Source organism: Steroidobacteraceae bacterium (genome assembly GCA_041395505.1).
Classification (GTDB): domain Bacteria; phylum Pseudomonadota; class Gammaproteobacteria; order Steroidobacterales; family Steroidobacteraceae; genus JAWLAG01.
On the sequence record JAWLAG010000002.1, the window covers coordinates 654,245 to 673,393 of the forward strand.

Here is a 19,149-nt window from a genome sequence, read left to right on the forward strand (position 1 = left end):
CGGCTCGTCCAGCTATTTCGTATCGCCGCGTGGCTCGGCCGCGAACCACTCGCGCGCGGGTCCGATGAAGATCATTGCGAGCACGGCGCCGCTCACGGCTGTCGCGAGGTACTCGAACACTGCCTCGATCGGGCCCGTGAGACTCGCACGCAACCACAACATCGACAGCGCGGTGACGACGAATACCAGCGCATAGAGCCAGCGCGCCCAGCGCTGCAGCAGCATCAGTCCGACGCTTGCCACGAATTTGGCAACGAAGAGTCCGCCGGCCAGAAAATAGACAGGCTGCCAGTCGTCCCTCGTTAATTGTTCGCGGATGAAATTGCGCATCTCGGGCGGCAGGCCCGCTTCTTCCTGTACACCGAACCAGCTGCCGAGCGAGATCAGCAGCCACTCGGCCGCGACCATCCCCTGCAGGAGTCGACGCACGGACAGTCGTCCGATGAGCTCGCTCATGTGCCCGGCGCCTCGGCCTTGCCGTGGCGGAACTTCTCGAACCAGGCGATGATGTTGTCGACCTTGGCAATCTGGTTGCTGGGTCTTGCGGTCAGGCCATGCGATGCCTCGGGCACCCTCAGCATGGCAGTGGGCACCTTGCGCAACTTCAGCGCCTGGTAGAACTGCTCGGTCTCGGACATGGGCGTGCGGTAGTCGGCCTCGCCGGTCAACAGCATGGTCGGCGTGGTGACATTGCCGACGAGCGAGAGTGGCGAGCGCTGCCAGTAGGCCGCCTGATCCTCCCAGGGCGGCGCCGCGAACCAGTAGCGATAGAAGAAGTTGTTGAAATCCGCGGTGAGGACGAAGCTGGTCCAGTTGATGACCGGCTTCGCGACCACGGCGGCGCGAAATCGCGAAGTCTTGCCGACGATCCAGGCCGTCAGAACACCACCTCCCGAGCCACCGGTGACGAACAGATTGTCGGCATCGATATTGCCGCGGGCCATGACGGCGTCGACGCCGGACATGAGATCGTCGTAGTCAAAGCCCGGATAGGCATGGTGTATTAGATTGCCGAATTCCTCGCCGTAGCTGGTGCTGCCCCGGGGATTGCAATAGAGAACGAAATAGCCCTGCGCGGCATAGCGCTGCATCTCGATGCTGAATGCCGGGCCGTAGGAGGCGAAGGGGCCGCCGTGAATCTCCAGCAGCAGCGGATACTTCCGTTGCGGGTCGAAGGCGGCGGGCTTCATGAGCCAGCCTTCGATGGTGCGGCCGTCGTGTGAGGATTGCCATTCGATGCGCTCGCCATCGGAGAGCGCGCGATAATCGAGTTGGGAATTCAGGTGCGTCAGCCGGCGTTGCCTGCCCGATGGTTCGACCATCGCGACATCGGGCGGTCGCGTAATCGAGGTGGCCGTATAGGCTATGCGCCCGTTGTCGGCCACCGAGAACTCGCCGCCCGAGTACGGCCTGCCGATGTCCTCGCCGCCGAGGCCGCCAACGATTTCGCGCTGCCGACCGTTCAAACCGACATAGGCAATGCGGCGCACGCCGTGGTCATCATACGAGTAGTAGATGCCGCGCCCATCGCTCGCCCAACGAGGATCGTTGACATCGCGGTCGAGCGTCGCGGCAAGCGTGCGCGGCTCGCCGCCGGCGCTGGCCATGACATACAGATGCGTGACTTGATAACCCTGCTCACGATCATCGAATCCGACATAGGCAATCGACCGGCCGTCTGGAGAGACCGCCGGCGTGGCGTCCGGCCCCTTGCGATGGGTCAGGGCCGCGATTTCGCCGCTCGCGATATCAATGGCGTAGATCTCGCTCTCGACGTTGTCGTACTCCCAGTCGTCATTGCGATTGGCGGAGAAGATCAGGCGCTTGCCATCGGGCGTGAAGCTCATTCTGCCGCCATGATTGAAATTGCCCGTGGTCAACTGCCTTGCGGCGCCGCCATCGGCCGCGACGAGAAACAGATGCCGATAGCCGTGCTTCAGATAGCCCTGTCCATCCACGCGATAGACGACCGAATCGACGAGCGTTACCTCCGGCGCCCAGGTTGCTCCCTCCGGTTTCTCCGGGGCCTTGGCCAGCGGTTCGACCGACTTCGGCACGAATTGCGAGAACGCAAGCCAGCGACCATCGGGAGAGAAGGTCAGGTCGCCCGGCCCTGCGGTGAGATTCGTCAGCATGGAGGTGCGCCCGCTGTCGAGCCAGCGCATGTACAGCTGCGGCTTGCCGTCAGCCGTGGAAACGAAGGCAATGCGCCGGCCGTCGGGTGACCAGCGCGGCGAGAAGTTATCGTGACCGTCCGCCTGCAGAGCCTGCTGCTCGCCGCTTTGCACATCGATCAGCCACAGCGACTGGCGGACGCTGTCGGTCATGATGTCGTTGTTGTTGCGCACGTATACTATGTACCGCCCATCCGGCGATATCTGCGCATCACTGGCTGTTTCGAGATCGAACACGTCCCGGGACTGCAATGGCAAATGTGCCGGCGCTTGCGCTGCCAGCAGTGGGGCGGCGATGAGGGCGCAAAGGAACCCCAGTTGTATCGGCATGGTGCGACGCGGCGTGGGTATCAGCATGGAAGCGACTCCACCAGATCGGATCCGTCTACTTTAACCGATAGGAGCAGGCCGCTTGCGGCAATCGAACAGCATAGCGCTCGTAACCGTCGAAGCGGCGCGAGCCCTCGACGAAGACCTGCCGCCTCTCGCCGCGGCGCTCACGGACGCCGGTTATGAAGTGGCGAGCCCGAGCTGGCGCGATGCCACGGTCGAGTGGTCACGCTACCGCGCTGCCATCCTGCGCTCGACCTGGGACTACACCGACGACCTGCCGGCGTTCCTCGACTGGGCTCGAACCACCGCGGCGCACACCCAGTTGATCAATCCGCCGCAGCTCATCGAGTGGAACACCGACAAGCACTATCTCCTGCAACTGGCCGCAGCGGGCGTGCCGGTCATTGCCTCGCAGTTTGCCGACCAGGGTCCGTGGAGTTTGCCGACCGATGGTGATTTCGTCATCAAGCCGGCGATTGGCGCCGGATCGCGCGGTGCGCGGCGATTCACATCGCAGCAGCATGCTGCAGCAGCGAGCCACGCCCTGGCGCTGCGCGCCAGCGGGCACTGTGCGATGTTGCAGCCCTACCTCGCGAGCGTCGACAGCGACGGCGAGACCGCCCTGGTTTATTTCGCCGGCAGTTTCAGCCACGCCGTGCGCAAGGGCGCATTGCTGCAACGCGACGGCGGCGATGTCACGGGCCTGTTTGCGACCGAGCAGATTTCACCGCGCGAGCCCGCAGCGGACGAACTTGCGGTGGGCCAAGCGGCCGTCGCAGCCATCGCGGGCGGCGCGCCGCTCTACGCCCGCGTCGATCTGATACGCGATGAGGCCGGCGCACCCCGTCTGCTCGAACTCGAGCTCACCGAACCGTCGCTGTTTTTCAATCACGCGCCGGGCAGCGCGCGGCATCTGGCGAGTGCACTCACGGCATGGCTCGAGCGCAGCGCCTGAGGCCGGCGACGGCGGCGCGAATCATCAGCGATCTCGACTATTGCCCCGATTATCTGTCGGCCGCCGGCGCCGCGCGCTACATGACAGTACTACGCAACGGTCTCGCGTGGCAGCGCCGCAGCATCGTGCTCTTCGGACATCGTTACCTGCAACCGAGGATGATCGCGTTCTACGGCGATGAGGGCGTGAGCTACAGCTACTCGCGGCAGCGTCTGTCGGCACTGCCGTGGCCGGCTCCCCTCGCGCGCCTGCGCGACGGGCTCGTCCGGCACTGCCGCGCGCCGTTCAATTGCGTGCTTGCCAATCTCTACCGCGATGGGGACGATTGCATGGGCTGGCACAGCGACGACGAGGCCGAGCTCGGTGAGCAGCCGCTGATCGCGTCCCTGTCACTCGGTGCAGCGCGCGATTTCGCGCTGCGTTCGCGCCGCGGGTCGCCGAAGCTCCTGCGCCTGTCCTTGCTTTCGGGGAGCCTGCTCGTCATGCGCGGTGATTTTCAGCAGGCGTGGCAACATGCGCTGCCACGCGCGCCGAATCCCTGCGCGGCGCGCATCAACCTGACGTTCCGGCAGGTGACCCTGCGCGGCCGGGGCGATGCTCAGCGGTAGCCACGCGCCTGCAGCGTGAACAGGCTGCGATAATGTCCGTCTGCGGCCATCAGCGCATCGTGACTGCCGCGCTCGACAATGCGCCCGTCCTGGATCACGACGATTTCATCGGCCATGCGCACGGTGGAAAAGCGATGCGAGATCAGGATCACGATGCGGTCGCGCGCGACCTCGCGAAAATGCTCGAAGACATTGGCCTCGGCAGCGGCATCCATCGCCGCGGTCGGCTCATCGAGCACGAGCACATCGGCCTTCACGCGCATGAATGCACGCGCCAGCGCAATTTTCTGCCACTGGCCGCCGGAGAGCTCGCGACCATCCTTGAACCACTTGCCGAGTTGAGTGCGATAGTCCTCCGGCATCGATTCGATGAAGGCGCGTGCCATCGCCTGGTCCGAGGCGCGACGCCAGCGCAGTTCATCCTCGAACGCTTCGACGTCCCCGGCGCCGATATTCTCGCCGACCAGCAACTGGTAGCGCGCGAAGTCCTGAAAGATCACGCCTATCCTGCGTCGCAGCGCCTGCTCGTCCCAGCGCTCGAGGTCGAGGCCATCGAGCAGTATCCGGCCGCTGCTCGGGCTGTAAAGCCGCGTCAGCAGTTTGATCAGCGTCGTCTTGCCAGAACCGTTCTCGCCAACGAGCGCCAGCGAATGTCCAGGCCGGATGTGCAGATCGATGTCGATCAGCGCCGGACTGTCGCTGCCGGGATAGGTGAAGCTCACTTTCTCGAAGCGCACGCCGTCGGCGGGCTCGGGCCCGCTCGCCATCGTGGCCTTGCGTGCGCGTACCGGCGTCTCGAGGAACTCGTAGAGCGTTGCGATGTACAGGTTGTCTTCGTACATGCCGCTCACGGCCGACAAAATCGCCGATACCGCGCTCTGCCCCTGCCGGAACAGCGCGACGTACATGGTCATGCCACCGAGCGTGATGCGCCGTTCGATCGCGCTCCAGGCCGTGAATGCATACGCACCATAGAGCGCAGCCGTGCCGAGCAGGCCCACGGCGAATCCCCAGCCATCGCGGCGCAGCGTCAGATCGCGATCCGCCTGGTAGACACGGCGGAAGATGTCCCGGTAGCGATCGAGCAGACGCGGCCCGAGGTTGTACAGCTGCACTTCCTTGGCATGATCCTCGCGGGCAAGCACCGTCTCGAGGTAAAGCTGCATGCGCGTCTCGGGCGAGCGCCAGCGAAACAGGCGGAATGCATCGCCCGAAAACTTCGCCTCCGCAACGAATGACGGCAGACCGGCAAGAAAGAGCAGGATCACGGCCCAGGGCGAGAAGTCGGCGATCAGCACGGCGAATGAGACAAGGGCAACGCTATTTTGCGCCAGGCCAAAGGTGCGCATCACCAGCGACAACGGTCGGCTCGACGCTTCACGCCGCGCGCGTGTGAGCTTGTCGTAGAACTCCGCGTCCTCGAACTGGGACAACTCGAGCGTCAGCGCCTTCTCGAGGATCAATTCATTCACCCGCTGACCGAGCTGCGCACGCAGAAGGCTCTGTGCCGTGGAAATGCCGCGCTGGCCGGCCGCAAGCAGCGCGACCAGCAGCGCTTCGAGTGCGACGAATGCGAAGACCGTTTCCGTTTCAGGTCGCGCACCGGCAGCTGCAACGGCGGCGATCACCGAGTCGACGATCCGTGCGCCGACCCAGGCAACCCCCGCGGGCAGCAAACCGACCAGCAAGGTGAGAGCAACCAGGGCCAGGGTCAGCGGATGGCTGGTTGCCCAGACGAGTTCCACGGCGCGGCGGCCATAGACGAGTACATCGCGAAAGCCGGCGCGGATCGCGCCGCTGCCGACACGGCCGCCAGAGGCTGGCGACGCCGCGCCGTGCCGAGAGCTCAAGTGGCGGGTGCGGCCAGCTCCGGGAAGAGCGGAGCGGCAGTCACGCGGCCGCGAAAATCAAGCCAGCGGTGGTTCTTGTAGTCGTAGAGTTTGCAGCTGCGCACCGTATCCCAGTAGCGTTTCCAGTCGAGCCGGTAGGCGCGCGCGAGACCCGGGACCGCCTGTGCAAGTGCGCGTTGCGCCGAGCGCAGACGATACAGGGGCACAGCGGTGTTCACGTGATGCGCCCCGTGCTCGAGGATGTCGTGCAGCATCTGTCCGAAGAACTTCGGCACCTGCACGTTGATGGTCGTGGTAATGAATCCGAGCCGCGCCTGCCACTCGTCGCGCCGCGCAAACCAGGCGACGCCCGGATGCGTGTGCTGAACGTAGATGACAAATCCCATGATGCAGTTGAAGGCAAGGAAAGGCAGCAGGAAGCCACGCAGCAACGTCATGGTCACCGAGTGATCCTTGTAGAGCGCCCAACCGACCAGGGCCGCGACCCACAGCGCCGCCACGCCGAGCACCAGCGCATTGTCCCAGTAGAAGACCGCGCGCCGTATGCCAACGTGTTTCTTGTTGGGCAGGATCAGTTTGTTCCACCACATTTCGATCAGGTAATAGAGTCCCTGGCCAAAGCCGCTGCGGTAAATGCGCTCGAGTCCGCGACGCCAGATGGGCGCTGCCATGTATTCCTCGGCCGACATCGGCACCCAGACCTGGTCGCGACCCTTCAGGTTGGTGAAGCCGTGATGCGCGACATTGTGCCCAAGGTCCCACAGGCTGAAGGGCGTCAGCGAGGGCAGGAAGGCGATGCGGCCAATGAGCTTGTTGAGCCAGGGATAGGGCGTATAGCTGCCGTGGCAGGCGTCATGACCGATGACGAACAGGCGCGCAATCGCGATAGTCGCGAGCAGTACGCAGCCCCAACGCGCCCACCAGGACTGGAACACACAGGCGCCGGCAATGGCCACCAGCAGGAAGGTGATATCGAGCAGCCACCTCATGACCGGCAACCAGGCATCGCGGCGGAGGTACTCCTGCATCGCAACCCGCACCAGCCGTTTGGCATCCTGACGCAGCTGAATCGAACCCGCAGACATCGGCAAAACCCTCAGTCGATGACCCGACAACAAGGGAAGGATAGCCCATCTTGGCCTGCCAGACAGCTAATCAGGTCGCAATGGCGCCTTGCGGTAGACCTCGGCAATGCGTTCGCCATCAAAGACATAGGCCAGGTGCCCGCCTTCGCGCACACGCGAGCAGATCCTCGGGGTCAGCGCAGCCAGGCATTGTCCGCGCTCGTGGCGCACACTGTCGTAGGCGATGGCCTCGGCGCCACGCTTGCGCGCCTCGGCCGCGAAGGCCTGGCTACGCTCATAGCCGTCGGGTTCGTAGATCTCCGGCAGGCGGGCTTTTTCGCCGCGAACATCGATGCAACGCGTTGCGCGGATATCGAGCTCATAGATCCTCATGTCGAGTTCCAGGCGCGGCGAGCCGGTCAGTCGCAGGAAGCGCTCGCGGTGGAACCGCGTTTCCGCGATTGCCGTTGCAAGCGAGCGCGCGGCGTAAAGTGCCCCTGCCATGGCATTCGCGAACCTCGAGCCCGTGCCGCCGCGGTGGGTGAACGGCGCCATGATGACGCTCGCGCCAGGACCGTAGACGCGCTCGGCGCGGGGAATCAGGTCGATTTCACCCGCCTGCTGTCGCAAACGCGCGTTGGTCAGCGATTCCACCCAGTTGAGCGCAGCGAAATCCCCGGGCGGTGCAACCCGCTCGAACAGGTTGATCGTCGGGAAACGGCTTGGCAGGATGCGCACGGCATTGCGCCAGTGGGTGCGTTTCTCGGTCAGCCAGGACGGCCAATCCATGTCTGCGCTCTAAGGACCGCCGCGCTCGGCGTCGAGATACTCACGCACCACATAGAGGTCGGCCACGTTGCCCGACAGCATGCGCTCGAGCGCGGAGCGCCCACCAAAGAGCATGGCCTGGTTGGGCTGGCGCAACCAGGCGTCCGCGACAGCTTCGTCGGGAATGAGAATCTGCAGCGCTTTGTAGATGCCGAGCAGATAGGAGAGACGCTCCAGGGTATCGCGCGGCAGCATGGCCGGAGGCTTCTTCAGCCAGTTGAAATAAGTCGCGCGACTCACGCCGAGGAGCGTCTGCGCCTGGGCAGGCGTCAGTTGCCAGAGTTTCGCGATCTGGAAGAACGCGCCGAGCGCAGCGCCCGCGGCCTTCGCTGGCTGCGCCAGTGCCGCGGCGTCGTGTCGGGTCTGTGGGTCTGCCTGTGCCATGTCCGGGTACAGAGTCTACCAATAGACTAATTGCCTGTAAACAGTCCAATTCGAGACTATCTGACAGAATCCCGCCTCGTGCCTACCACCCCCCCGCCGGTCGGCGCATAATGAACCGGTACTGACGACCAGGGAGTGTTGCAATGGCGTTGGTCAAGCATCTGCTCGATCAGAAAGGCCGGGTGACCCACACGATCGCCCACGATGCCTCGGTACTCGATGCGATTCGCCGCATGGCGGAGCTCGGCATAGGCGCACTCGTGGTAATGCGCGACACGCAAGCCGCCGGCATCGTTTCCGAACGCGACTACGCCCGCAAGGTCATCCTGCAGGGCCGCTCCTCGCGGGACACCAAGGTCACGGAAATCATGAGCGCTCCGATCATCGCGGTCGATGAACAGACGACCGTCGATCGTTGCATGCGCCTGATGACGCAGCATCGCATCCGTCACCTGCCCGTGCTCGATGACCGCGAGCTGCTTGGCGTCGTGTCGATCGGTGACCTGGTGAAGGCGTTGATCGCCGAGCAGCGCGAAACGATCGAGCAGCTGCAGGCCTATATCCATCAATAAGACGCAACAAGAATAATTCTGGAAAAACAAAATCGGGGGGTGCATGGTGAACATGTCGACAGTCAACTGGCTGGCGGTCGCGGTTGCCGCGGTCGCGGGATTTCCGCTCGGGATGATCTGGTACGGACCGCTATTCGGCAAAGCCTGGATGCGCGAGACGGGCGTGACCGAGGAGAAGGCGCGTAGCGCCAATCCGGCCAAGCTCTACGGCACGGTGCTCGTACTCAATCTGATTGCCGCCTGGAGCATGGCGCTGGTGATCGGCCTCGCGGGCTGGCGCACGGGCCTGCATGTCGGGTTGATGATTGCGCTCACTTTCGTCGCGGTGGCGCTCGGCATCAATTACCTGTTCGAGTTCAGAACGCTGCGGCTGTGGCTGATCAACTCAGGCTATATGGTGGTGTTCTTCAGTGTGATGGGCCTGATCCTGGGAGCCTGGCACTAGGGCAGAGCTTCACCGGGAGCGCTCCGCGCGCCACCAGTCGGCGAGGCCACGCGCCTCGTCGATCAATGTGTATTGCTGCAGGCGGCCGCGCCGATACCATAGCCAGGTTCGGCCGCGGTCGGCGCCGCCGGCGGCGAGCTGGATCATCTCGAAACATTCGACTTCCGGGTCCGCCGCGAAGGCAAAACGCAGGTAGACCGTGGTCTCGTCGATCTCCCACATCCGCCCGGCGATCCTCCCCGTGTCGAAGTGGATGACGCCATCGCGATGCCGGCCTTCGAAAATGCGTGACTCGCGCCGACCGTCGTCGTGCAGGTATTGCGATTCCTGGCGGTAGGCCCGGGCGTTGTCCCGTGAGAAGCTCACCAGGATCTGGAATCGGTAACTGCTCTGCACCTCGCCCGCGGGCGTCACGAAGCTGTAGCGGCCGTGCCATTCGCCGGCGTGCTGTACGAGCACCGGCATGCGCTCGAAAACGCTCGCCTCGCTGGCGGCGATCATTGGCGCTTGCCCACCGCGCCGGCTTGATCGCGGGCATATGGGGCATGCAGGTGCACGGTCTCGCGCGAGCGCGAGCGCAGGCGCAGATTGAGCAATTCCACGATCAGCGAGAAAGCCATGGCGAAGTAGACATAGCCTTTTGGCACGTGGTGATCGAAGCCATCGGCGATCAGCACCACGCCGATCACGAACAGGAAGGCAAGCGCCAGCATCTTGACGGTGGGCCGCTGCGAAACGAAGCGACCGATCGGGTTCGCGAACAGCATCATCAAGGCCACCGAGAGCACGACGGCGGCGATCATGATACGGATGTCATCGACGAGGCCAACGGCGGTGATGATCGAATCGAGAGAAAAGACCGCATCGACGACGATGATCTGCATGATGACGCCCGCCATGGTCGCCTTGACCCGACGCGATGCGACGCCCTCTTCGCCCTCCAGCAACTGGTGTACCTCGCCAGTGCTCTTGATCAGGAGGAATAGGCCGCCGCCGATCAGGATCAGGTCGCGGCCGGAGAAGCCATTGCCGAGAATCTCGAACAGTGGTGCAGTAAGTCCTATCAGCCAGCTCAGTGCGAACAGCAGCGCGATGCGCATGAGCATTGCGATTGTGAGGCCAGTGAGACGCGCCTTTTCACGCTGCTCGGGCGGCAGTTTGTCCGCAAGGATGGCAATGAAGATGATGTTGTCGACCCCCAGCACCAGCTCGAGCGCCGTGAGCGTCAGAAAGGCGATCCAGGCCTGCGGGTCGGTGAGTAGCTCGGTCATTGCGACGACTGCCTGCAGCTCAAGTCTCAATACTCGTCATATTTCAACGCCTGGCCACGCACGCGTTCGGCCGGATAGCGCGACTCATTGCGCTTCATTTTCGCATGCGCCGCGGCCAGGAGGTCGATGTCGGTGCGATCCGCCATTCGCACCAGGTATATAAGTATGTCCGCCAGCTCATCCTCCACCCGGTGGCGCATCTCGACATCGAGCTGGCCACTTTCCTCACCCGACCGCCATTGGAAAATCTCCAGCAGTTCGCCACATTCGGCCGCGAGCGCCATCGCCAGATTCTTCGGATTGTGAAATTTCTCCCAATCGCGTGCCTCGGCGAATTCGCGCAGCTTGCGCTTGAGCTCACTCAGTTCATCCATCGTTGCGGCTCCGTGGGGTTTGCCGCACCGTGCTGCGAGCGGCACAATGCCGTCCAGCAACAATGCGACCCCCGGGGCAATTATCAATGAAACTCCCGCGACTGCCATGGTTGGCCTTGATTTTGCTGCCGCTGTCGCCCGCCGCGCAGGCCCTCGAGCCGATGTCGGCCGAGCGCATGTGGGAACTGCTGCGCCTGGGCGATGCCGACCTCTCGAGTGACGGCCGGCATGCGGTGGTCGCGGTGACTCGCTACGACATTGCCGGGAACAAGGGCCTCGCCGACCTGTGGTTGTTCGACGTGGCCAGCGGTGAGTCGCGCCAATTGACCAGCGATCCGGCCAATGACTCCGCGCCGGTGTTCAGTCCGGACGGCCGGCAGATAGCCTTTCTGTCGAAGCGCGGCGACGACGAGGAAAGCCAGATTTATCTCATCGCCGTGGATGGCGGCGAGGCGCGGCGACTCACACAATTGCCGAGCGGTGCCGGCGCACTGCGTTGGTTTCCCGACGGGCAGCGATTGGCATTCATCACCCCGGTCTGGCCGAACCTGCCGCGCTGGGAGGATCAGGCAAAGCGTCGCAAGGCGCTCGCCGACAGCAAGATGACGGCCAGGGTATGGGAACGCGCACCGATTTCCTACTGGGACCACTTCCTCGATGAGCGCGAACCGCATCTGTTCTCGATTGCGGTCGCCACCGGCGAAATCACCGCCATCACACGCGAAACCGGCCGACACCTTTCGCGTCAGGAAGCCACCCGCCACTCCTATGACATCTCGCCTGACGGCCTCGAGATCGCCTTCGCCTCCGACATCGACACGAGCGGCATCGACAGCAACTACGACATCTTCGTGGTGCCGGCCTGCGGCTGCAAACCCGCGCGCGACATCACGGCGGACAACACGGCCGACGACGATGCACCGTTGTACAGCCCGGACGGCAAGCAGCTCGCGTTCCTGCAGCAGCGTATCAAGGGTTTCTATGCCGATCGGTCGCGTCTGATGATTCACGATCGCGCGAGCGGCGCGAACCGCGAACTCTCGCCCGGATGGGATCGCTCCGCGGGCGGCCTTGCCTGGCGGAGCGACTCACGGGCCCTGTACGGCACCATCGACGACGCAGCGCACCAGGCTGTCTATCGCTTCGACCTGGCAAGCGGTGCCGCACATCGCGTCACGCAACGGGACAGCTACTCGAATCTTGCGCTCGGCGCCAGGCGCACCGCAATCGCGCTGCGCCAGAGTTTCACCGAACCACCGACGTTGGTATCGCTCAATCTGCAAAGTGGCGAAGCGCGGCCGCTTTCGCACTTCAACGATGCGGCTCTGGCGGCAACCGACTTTGGCAAGGTCGACAGCGTCACATACAGCGGCGCGCGCGGCGAGCCGATCCAGATGTGGGTCATCTACCCGCCCGGCTTCGATGCCGCCAAACGGTACCCGGTCTACATGTTGCTCCACGGCGGCCCACACAACGCCATCACCGACGCCACGCAGTTTCGCTGGAACGCACAGGTCTTCGCGAGCTGGGGATATATCGTCACCTGGCACAATTTCCATGGTTCGAGCGGATTCGGACAGGCCTTCGCCGACTCGATCAATCCCGATCGCATCACCCTGCCCTACGAGGATACGATCAAGGCAGCCGAGTGGCTCGCGGCGCAACCCTATGTCGATGCATCGCGCATGGTGGCGGGAGGCGGCTCCTACGGCGGCTTCCTGGCGGCGACCCTGCTTGGCCGCAAGCATCCCTTCAAGGCACTGATCGCGCATGCCGCGGTGTACAACAGCTTTACGCAGATCGCAGCGGATTACGGCGCCGGAAAGGATCGCTTCTTCGAGTCCTGGGAACGCCCCGAGGAATTCGCGCGCTACTCGCCGCACAGTGCCGCCGCGAATTTCGCTACTCCGACGCTCGTCATCCATGGCCAGCAGGATGCGCGAGTACCGGTCAATCACGGTATCGAGCTGTTCAATACGTTGCAAAAGCGCGGCGTGCCATCGAAGCTCGTGTATTTTCCGGATGAGAACCACTGGGTACTGAAGCCGCAGAATTCACTCTTCTGGTACCAGACGGTGCGCGACTGGCTGGCCAAGTACGCTCCGCCCGACGAGTAGTGAGGACGAAATGAAACGCAGGCATTTCATGGCCGGAGCGCTCGCGCTCGGCACGATGTCGTTGGTTCGGCCAGCCCGCGCGGTCAACGCGAAGCCGCTGTCCATCCTGATCCTGGGCGGCACCCGATTCATCGGCGTGCATATGGCCGAAGCCGCACTTGCGCGCGGGCATCGCATTACTTTTTTCAATCGCGGCAGAACCAATCCCGGCCTGCTTCCGCAAATACCCCGGCTCACCGGCGATCGCAATGGCGAGCTCGAAGCGCTCGAATCGGGCGAGTGGGACGCCGTCATCGACAACTCCGGATATATACCTCGCCATGTCGAACTTTCGGCGCAGCTGTTGCAATCGCGCGCTGCGCGGTACTTGTTCATCTCCTCGGTTTCTGTCTATCCCGATTTCAGCCAGCCCCGTGATGAAGACTCCGCGGTTGCGAAACTCGAAGACGAAACCGTCGAAACCGTCAACGGCGAGACCTACGGGCCGCTGAAGGCGCTGTGCGAGGCGCGCGTACGCTCGATCTTCCAAAGTCGCGCAACCGTGGTGCGACCGGGGCTGATCGTGGGTCCCGGGGACAATACCGATCGCTTCACCTACTGGCCCGCGCGCGCGCTGCGCGGGGGCGAATTCATCGCCCCGGGGTCGTCCGATGATGCAATTCAAATCATCGATGCACGCGACCTGGCGGCGTTCTGCATCCACCTGCTCGAGACAGGTACGTCGGGAACCTTCAACGCGCTGTCGGCGCCGCAGCAGTTTCGCATGGGTCAGCTGATCGATGCATCAACCAGGGCGGCCGCGGCGCGCGGCGCCAGCGCCAGGGCGACATGGATCGATGCGGCGAATCTTGCCAAGCTCGAGATTGCGCCTTGGAGCGACATGCCGGTGTGGTTGCCCGCAAGCGGTGACACGGCCGCATTTGCCAGCACCCCGACCGGTCGCGCCCATGCCGCGGGACTCAAAATCGGCACGCTGGAACGCACCGTCGACGATACGCTTGCCTGGCATCTGACCCGGCCTGAAACTGAACGGAGTTCACTCAAGGCCGGCCTCGGTGCCGACCGCGAGCGCGATTTGCTCGAACGCTGGCGCGCCTTGCGCGACGCATCCGGCTAGCCGGCAGATGGGCGGCGTGGACGGTTATGTTCCATAGCGCGGCAATCTGTCATTATCTTCGGGCACAATAGCCGTACGCCGTCAGGGGACACCGGCACATGATAAGAACAGCGTGGTTCGCGCTCATTTGCGCGGGCGCGGTCGTGCTGTGTGCTGACCGTGCTGCCAGTGCGCAGCCGGACGCAGCGACAGGAACGTCGAAGAACATCGTATTGTTTGGTGGTACGCGAGGCACGGGCCTCGAGATCGCGAAGCGCCTGCGCGCGGACGGTCATCGCGTGACGGTTGCTGTGCGCGCAAGCTCGGAAACGGACGAGCTCGAAAAGCTGGGTGTGCGCACGGTGGTTGCGGATGCGCTGGAGAGACGCACCATCGACCTCGCGCTCAGTGGCCAGCATTTCGACGCTGCCATTTCGACCGTTGGCACCTCCAGGGGCGACAAAGCCAATCGGCCTGATTATCTCGGCAATCGCAATATCATCGACGCCGTCGCTGCCGCAGGCATCAAGCGCATGGTGCTGATCACCGTGATCGGTGCCGGAGACTCGGCCGGCAGCGAACCCACGCTTGCGCGCTACTTCCTCAAGGAAGTCATCGAGCTCAAGACCAAGGCAGAGGATCATCTGCGCACGACCAGTCTCGATTACACCATCATCCGCCCGGGCGGACTTGGCAACGGGCCCGCGGGTCGCAGCGCGGTATTGATCGAGGACCCGCAGGCGTTCAGCTACATCACGCGCGCGGATCTCGCGCGACTGACCGTTGCCGCGCTGTTCGACCCTGCCACCTACCGAAAGACGCTGACGGCCTATGACGCCGAGCGGCAGCATATCTGGTCCATCTGGACGGACTGAGACACATGGCGCAACTCACGGATCAGGACAACGGGCGGAGTCGCAGCAGCAGGACAGCGAGCGACGTCGGTTACCTTCCCGTCGTGGCGGACTTGCTGCAGGCGGGCGAGCGGCTGCGCCGATACCATCGCCGCGGTGTCTCGCCGGGTGCACGCTGGATCGAGCACGCGGTGAGCGATCCGACGAGTGCAATGCTCGATGAGCAAATCCAGGGGTCGGTCAGAATTCACGCCGACATGCCTTCACTCCATGATGATTTGCGCTGGTTCGGCGCGAGCGCCTTGAAGCGTCTCGAACAGGAACAGCACGGTGCACTGCCGAAGCGTCTGCGCCTGCTGTTGACCCGCTTGGGTAAAACGCCTATACCCTCGGAGTTCAAGACAATTGAAGCCGTACTCGAGGAGCTGCGGCTGTGTCTGGAAGATACGATCCCCTTCCAGGTTACCGCCAACAAGCCGCGGCTGGTTCGAGCGGTACCGGCGGCGGGCACGCCGCTGCTGCCGCTCGATACCCCCATCGCCCAACGTGGCGCGCCGAAGCTGCGTACGCCCGCAAGGCCAGCTGCAACGCCGACCGCGGCCACACAAACGCAGGCGAAGTCGCCCGCTGCTGCAAAACCAGCGACACCGCAGCCGCAGGTATCGGCGCCCGCCGCTGAACCATTGCCCGTGATCGAAGCGCCTGTGGTGCCGACTCCGCGACCGACAATCGCCGCACCGGAGCGGCCCGATGTGCTACCGACTCAGGTTACCGTGTTGGAGCCCGTGTACGCCCGACCAGCGCGCCAGCGCGTCCTGGGCGTCGCGCTCATCGCGACGGTGATGATTGCCATGCTGGTCGTGGCAGCATTGTCGTTACGGCGACCCGCAGCGAACGCGAGCGCTCGCGCCGCGCCGACCGTCCCCGCGGCGACGCCAGCCGTCGCGCGGCCTGCGGATGTACAGACACCGAGGCGAGACTATCTGACACTGCGCTCGCAACTTGGCGCGCGATCGGCGCAACGTTGGGCACCGCAGCAGTTCCAGCGCGCCATCGAACTCGGCGAGCAGGCAGCAGCAGCGTTGCCGACCGACAGTCGCCTCGCGGCGGAGCGCTTTGCGCAGGCAGCCGGCACCTTGCGTGAGATCGATACCGGCGCTGGCGCAATACTGCAAGATCGATTGCAGCGCGGTGAGCGGTTTCTGATCGATGGCAAGGTGGCAGCGGCACAGGCGGCATTCGCCGTCGCGCAACTCATAGAACCGAACAACATGCGCGCGCGCATCGGGTTCGAGCGGGCGCGGCGTCTGCCGGGCATACTTCCGCTGCTCGCCGATGCCGATGGCGCAACGCAGCGTGGAGAATTTGCGCGGGCGCTGCAGGGCTACGCGCATGCACTCGCGATCGATCCGCGACACAGCAGGGCACGTGGTGCCATTACCGACATTCGCGCCCAACTGGGCGACAGCCCCGCGGCGCAGGCGATGGCCAATGGTTATGTCAGCCTCGGCCGTGGCGACCTGGAACGCGCCGCCGAACAGTTTCAACTCTCGCTCGAGCATGACCCGGGGCTCGCCGACGCGAAGCGCGGCCTCGCGCGTAGCCTCGAGGCCATACGATTGCGCGATGCCGCGCGCGCTGCGCGCGAAGGCACCAGCGCGCCTGGCAGCTGACCGCCACGCAATGTGAATCGTATTCGCGCGACTTTCGGCTGATCATTCGGGAGGCACAGCGCCAATGGATCGACGTCGCTTTCTAGGCAGCGCAGGGGCGCTGGCGTTCGTCATCCCGGGGCTCGCAACTGGCGAAGACAGGCCGGCACGCACCCGCATCGGCCTCCTGCGCCAGCGGCTGCCGACCGTCAATGCACTCTGCGCCGAATCGGAGCGGGCGGCGAATCTTGGCCGCATGTACCGCCTGATCGCGGCGCGGCAGGCGTCGCGACCGCGTTGCGAGCTGCTGATATTCGGCGACTTGCCGCTGACCGGTCACCGTTACGACTGGCGCCGCGACGATTTGCAACGGCTTGCGATCGAAGTGCCCGGTGAAGAGTCCCTTGTGCTGGGTAGAGCCGCGAGGGACCACGACTGCCATGTCGTTTTCGGCGCGCTGGCGCGCGATGCCGATTGGCCGGGTGAATTGCTGCACATCACGACGATACTCGATGCGAACGGAGAGATCGCGGGCCGCCACTGGATGCGCCGGAGCCTGCGCGATCAATGTGGCAGCGCGCTAGACTCATTCAATATGAATGTCAGTACGATGCACAACCGGCGCGCCGCCTATGTGGCGATGTATGGCGCGGAGGCTCTCTATCCTGTTACGCGCACTGCTGTCGGCAACATTGCAGTCGGCGGTATGCACTTCGAGCCGCAGTTCGAACGCCTGGTACGCGCGCGCGGCGCGCGTTGGCTGCTCGGCGGCGTTGCCGGGTATCGGCCAGTTACGCCGCTACCAGGGTAGCTCGCTGCCATCATACATCCAGCAGCGACCCGACCGGTCCCGATCGAGTCCGGCGATGACGCGGCGCATCCCCGCGACGCTCTGTGGCGCATCGATGTCGGCGCGTTGGCCACCCATGTCGGTGCGCACCCATCCTGGGTGCAATGGGATGGCGATGATGCCATGCCGTCTGCCGAGGTCGATCGCCATGGAATGCATGATGGCGTTGACTGCGGCCTTGCTCGCGCGATACGCATAGAGACCACCGAGACTGTTGCGCGCGATGCTGCCGAGTATGCTGGTCAGGGTGATGATCTTCTTCTGCTCGCTGCGCGCCACCTGGCCGACGAATGCCTCGGCCATCTGCATGGGCGCAAAGACATTGAGCTGAAATATGTCCTGCCACTCTTCGTAGTCGCTCTTGCCGAATGCGCCGGCGGTCATGCCGCCGCCATCGAATCCCTTTCGGCCCATGGTACCGGCGCAATTGATCAGGACGTCGATGGCGGCGTCGGCCAGCTCCCCGGCAAGCCGGCGGATATCGTTCGCCTGCGTGAGGTCGAGGGCATGTGTGCGAATCAGGCCGGGTCGCTCGCGCGAGAGTTCACCGAGCGCAGTCGCCGCCGGATCGCGTGCACAGGCGTGCACCTGCCAGCCGTCAGCGGCATACTGTCGCACGAATTCAAGGCCAAGCCCCCGCGCCGCTCCGGTAACGAGTACAGTTGCCACCGCTTGTCACTCCCATGTCGATAGCAAACGATAGTACATGGTCGCAGAATTTCGAAAGATCGTCATACGCGAACTGACCGGGGACTTCCGTAGCAGCACGGTCATCACGAGCGAACGACTGCGCCAACCGCAGGGCGATGAGGTGTTGATCCGCAACCGCTTTGCCGGCTGCAATGCGGTGTTCGACAAGAACCTCTGTCGCAATGCCATTCGCTATGTCGACGTGGTGCCGCCGTTTGACATGGGCATCGAAGCCATTGGAGAAATCGTCGCCACGGGCCCCGGCGTATCCGGGCTCGTGCCCGGCATGGCGGTCGCAACGAGCCGCCTCGGCAGCGGCTATCGCGAATACCAGCTTGCGCCTGCGGCGCGCGTTATTCCAGTGCGCGAGGCCAGCGCGGAAATTCTCACCCTGATACCAACCGGCGTTTCCGCACTGGTCGGTCTCGAGAAGATAGGCGAACTCGCGAGCGGCGAAACCGTTGCTGTCTCGGCCGCAGCCGGCGGTCTCGGCCACATCGTCGTGCAACTGGCGAAACTCGCCGGCAACCACGTCATCGCCCTGACGGGAAGCAGCCGCAAGGTCGCGATGCTCGAGACCCTCGGCGCCGACCGGGTGGTGGATCTTGCCAAGGAGGATCTGCAGCAGGTCCTGCAACGCGAATACCCGCGGGGCATCAACCTTGCCTATGATTCGGTCGGCGGCCCGACCTTCGATGCATTGCTCGACAATCTCGCGATGCGCGGGCGACTGGTGATCAGCGGCCATACCAGCGATTTCGACCAACCGCTTGAGAACGTTCCCCAACCGCGTGTCTATCGCAAGCTCTATTGGAAATCCGCTTCGGTACGCGGTTTTCAGAATCCGGCATTTCCCGAGCACTTCGACTGGGGCGTGGCGCGGATACTCGAGCTGTACTACGCCGGCAAGCTCAAGGCGTGGGTCGACCAGAGCGGCTTTACGGGCCTCGATAGTGTCGCCGATGCGGTCGAATACCTGCTCGCGGGCCGCAACACCGGCAAGGTGGTGATCAGGCTCTGAGGGCCTCCGTC

20 protein-coding genes are annotated in these 19,149 nt (G+C 64.0%); 10 read left to right on the forward strand and 10 right to left on the reverse strand.

Features of this window, described 5'->3' with window-relative positions; genetic code table 11:
* Positions 1 to 12: 12 nt before the first annotated feature.
* Together R3E77_15615 and R3E77_15620 are read right to left on the reverse strand one after the other, a co-directional pair.
* Positions 13 to 456 carry a hypothetical protein gene (locus R3E77_15615; protein MEZ5500841.1) on the reverse strand — a complete coding sequence of 148 codons (444 nt, stop codon included), beginning with the start codon at positions 454 to 456 and terminating at the stop codon, positions 13 to 15.
* Positions 453 to 2,531: a S9 family peptidase gene (locus tag R3E77_15620; protein ID MEZ5500842.1), complete on the reverse strand. Its 2,079-nt coding sequence runs from the start codon at positions 2,529 to 2,531 to the stop codon at positions 453 to 455. The genes R3E77_15615 and R3E77_15620 overlap by 4 nt, the downstream gene beginning before the upstream one ends.
* A gap of 55 nt (positions 2,532 to 2,586) precedes the next feature.
* Between R3E77_15620 and R3E77_15625 the strand changes: the two genes are divergently transcribed.
* Both R3E77_15625 and R3E77_15630 read left to right on the forward strand, forming a co-directional pair.
* The gene (locus R3E77_15625; GenBank protein ID MEZ5500843.1) at positions 2,587 to 3,462 is read left to right on the forward strand and encodes a hypothetical protein; all 876 of its coding nucleotides are present in this window, start codon (positions 2,587 to 2,589) and stop codon (positions 3,460 to 3,462) included.
* Entirely contained in the window at positions 3,441 to 4,070 is a 630-nt protein-coding gene (locus tag R3E77_15630) for an alpha-ketoglutarate-dependent dioxygenase AlkB (protein MEZ5500844.1), read from the forward strand. The genes R3E77_15625 and R3E77_15630 overlap by 22 nt, the downstream gene beginning before the upstream one ends.
* Here the strand turns inward: R3E77_15630 and R3E77_15635 are convergent.
* From R3E77_15635 to R3E77_15650, 4 genes are all read right to left on the reverse strand, one after another.
* Positions 4,061 to 5,920, reverse strand: a complete 1,860-nt coding sequence (locus R3E77_15635) for an ABC transporter ATP-binding protein (protein ID MEZ5500845.1) — start codon at positions 5,918 to 5,920, stop codon at positions 4,061 to 4,063. The genes R3E77_15630 and R3E77_15635 overlap by 10 nt on opposite strands.
* Complete coding sequence (locus R3E77_15640; protein ID MEZ5500846.1) at positions 5,917 to 7,005, reverse strand: fatty acid desaturase; 1,089 nt, start codon at positions 7,003 to 7,005, stop codon at positions 5,917 to 5,919. Before R3E77_15640 ends, R3E77_15635 begins: the two co-directional genes overlap by 4 nt.
* Positions 7,006 to 7,071: 66 nt before the next feature.
* Positions 7,072 to 7,773, reverse strand: coding sequence for an RES family NAD+ phosphorylase (locus tag R3E77_15645; protein MEZ5500847.1), 702 nt, complete (start codon positions 7,771 to 7,773; stop codon positions 7,072 to 7,074).
* Between the two features lie 9 nt (positions 7,774 to 7,782).
* Positions 7,783 to 8,196, reverse strand: coding sequence for an MbcA/ParS/Xre antitoxin family protein (locus R3E77_15650; protein ID MEZ5500848.1), 414 nt, complete (start codon positions 8,194 to 8,196; stop codon positions 7,783 to 7,785).
* Positions 8,197 to 8,339: 143 nt separating this feature from the next.
* On the opposite strand from R3E77_15650, the gene R3E77_15655 reads away from it, so the two are divergent.
* Together R3E77_15655 and R3E77_15660 are read left to right on the forward strand one after the other, a co-directional pair.
* A complete protein-coding gene (locus R3E77_15655) occupies positions 8,340 to 8,768 on the forward strand; it encodes a CBS domain-containing protein (GenBank protein MEZ5500849.1) in 429 nt (142 codons plus the stop codon).
* 43 nt (positions 8,769 to 8,811) lie between these two features.
* Positions 8,812 to 9,213: a DUF1761 domain-containing protein gene (locus R3E77_15660; protein MEZ5500850.1), complete on the forward strand. Its 402-nt coding sequence runs from the start codon at positions 8,812 to 8,814 to the stop codon at positions 9,211 to 9,213.
* A 9-nt stretch (positions 9,214 to 9,222) separates the two neighbouring features.
* Here R3E77_15660 and R3E77_15665 read toward each other — a convergent pair whose 3' ends face one another.
* The 3 genes from R3E77_15665 to R3E77_15675 are packed head-to-tail and all read right to left on the reverse strand — an operon-like array spanning position 9,223 to position 10,858.
* Positions 9,223 to 9,714: a DUF3598 family protein gene (locus tag R3E77_15665; GenBank protein ID MEZ5500851.1), complete on the reverse strand. Its 492-nt coding sequence runs from the start codon at positions 9,712 to 9,714 to the stop codon at positions 9,223 to 9,225.
* Positions 9,711 to 10,484, reverse strand: a complete 774-nt coding sequence (locus R3E77_15670; GenBank protein MEZ5500852.1) for a TerC family protein — start codon at positions 10,482 to 10,484, stop codon at positions 9,711 to 9,713. Before R3E77_15670 ends, R3E77_15665 begins: the two co-directional genes overlap by 4 nt.
* Before the next feature lie 26 nt (positions 10,485 to 10,510).
* The gene (locus tag R3E77_15675; protein MEZ5500853.1) at positions 10,511 to 10,858 is read right to left on the reverse strand and encodes a nucleotide pyrophosphohydrolase; all 348 of its coding nucleotides are present in this window, start codon (positions 10,856 to 10,858) and stop codon (positions 10,511 to 10,513) included.
* Between the two features lie 86 nt (positions 10,859 to 10,944).
* Between R3E77_15675 and R3E77_15680 the strand changes: the two genes are divergently transcribed.
* From R3E77_15680 to R3E77_15700, 5 genes are all read left to right on the forward strand, one after another.
* Positions 10,945 to 12,975, forward strand: a complete 2,031-nt coding sequence (locus R3E77_15680; protein MEZ5500854.1) for a S9 family peptidase — start codon at positions 10,945 to 10,947, stop codon at positions 12,973 to 12,975.
* Positions 12,976 to 12,985: 10 nt separating this feature from the next.
* Positions 12,986 to 14,092, forward strand: a complete 1,107-nt coding sequence (locus R3E77_15685; GenBank protein MEZ5500855.1) for an NAD-dependent epimerase/dehydratase family protein — start codon at positions 12,986 to 12,988, stop codon at positions 14,090 to 14,092.
* Positions 14,093 to 14,190: 98 nt separating this feature from the next.
* Positions 14,191 to 14,946 carry an SDR family oxidoreductase gene (locus R3E77_15690; GenBank protein ID MEZ5500856.1) on the forward strand — a complete coding sequence of 252 codons (756 nt, stop codon included), beginning with the start codon at positions 14,191 to 14,193 and terminating at the stop codon, positions 14,944 to 14,946.
* A 5-nt stretch (positions 14,947 to 14,951) separates the two neighbouring features.
* Positions 14,952 to 16,598 (forward strand): hypothetical protein, encoded by a 1,647-nt coding sequence (locus tag R3E77_15695; GenBank protein MEZ5500857.1) that lies wholly within the window; start codon positions 14,952 to 14,954, stop codon positions 16,596 to 16,598.
* 64 nt (positions 16,599 to 16,662) lie between these two features.
* Positions 16,663 to 17,388 (forward strand): hypothetical protein, encoded by a 726-nt coding sequence (locus R3E77_15700; GenBank protein MEZ5500858.1) that lies wholly within the window; start codon positions 16,663 to 16,665, stop codon positions 17,386 to 17,388.
* Here the strand turns inward: R3E77_15700 and R3E77_15705 are convergent.
* Positions 17,377 to 18,096: an SDR family oxidoreductase gene (locus R3E77_15705; GenBank protein MEZ5500859.1), complete on the reverse strand. Its 720-nt coding sequence runs from the start codon at positions 18,094 to 18,096 to the stop codon at positions 17,377 to 17,379. The genes R3E77_15700 and R3E77_15705 overlap by 12 nt on opposite strands.
* 37 nt (positions 18,097 to 18,133) lie before the next feature.
* On the opposite strand from R3E77_15705, the gene R3E77_15710 reads away from it, so the two are divergent.
* Positions 18,134 to 19,138: a zinc-binding dehydrogenase gene (locus tag R3E77_15710; GenBank protein MEZ5500860.1), complete on the forward strand. Its 1,005-nt coding sequence runs from the start codon at positions 18,134 to 18,136 to the stop codon at positions 19,136 to 19,138.
* The last annotated feature ends 11 nt before the right edge of the window (positions 19,139 to 19,149 follow it).